The sequence below is a fragment of the Vibrio sp. 2132-1 genome, assembly GCF_033344315.1.
The window spans coordinates 1-669 of record NZ_JAWPON010000397.1 but is presented as its reverse complement, the minus strand read 5'-3'; the positions used below and the strand labels follow the sequence as shown (position 1 = coordinate 669).

1 pseudogene is annotated in these 669 nt (G+C 46.3%); it reads left to right on the top strand.

Going from position 1 to position 669, the window contains the following annotated elements:
• Positions 1-652 (top strand): annotated as a pseudogene (locus R8N47_RS25645) (pilus (MSHA type) biogenesis protein MshL); the annotation flags it as partial.
• Between the last annotated feature and the right edge of the window lie 17 nt (positions 653-669).

The window sequence follows — 669 nt, the reverse complement described above, 5'->3', positions numbered from 1 at the left end:
CGTTACGATATCTGATGGTAACTTCGAGGCGGTATTAAACTTTATGTCGACGCAAGGCGACCTCAATGTACTCTCAAGCCCACGTATTACGGCGGCGAACAACCAAAAATCAGTGATCAAAGTTGGTACCGATCAGTACTTCGTAACTGAGCTTTCCAGTAATGCGGGTAATGGTGAAAACTCTAATGCGGTTCCTGAAGTAGAACTGACGCCATTCTTCTCGGGCATTTCACTTGATGTGACGCCACAAATCGACAACAAGGGCAACGTGTTCTTGCATGTGCATCCAGCGGTCATTGAAGTCACAGAAGAAGTGAAGCAGTTAAATCTTGGTGGTGATTTTCAAAACATTCAATTGCCTTTGGCAAAAAGCTCGATTCGAGAATCTGATTCGGTCATTCGTGCGAAAGATGGCGATGTTGTGGTTATCGGTGGCTTGATGAAGCAACAAAATGTCGAACAAGTGTCAAAAGTCCCATTCCTTGGCGACGTGCCAGCTCTGGGTCACTTGTTCCGCAACACTTCGAATGTGACGCAAAAAACCGAGCTAGTTATTCTGCTTAAACCGACCGTTGTTGGCGTGAACTCTTGGCAGAAAGAGCTAGAGCGCTCGCGTGATTTGCTGCAAGAGTGGTTCCCTGATGCGCAATAAGCGCAGAAAAAACGTTA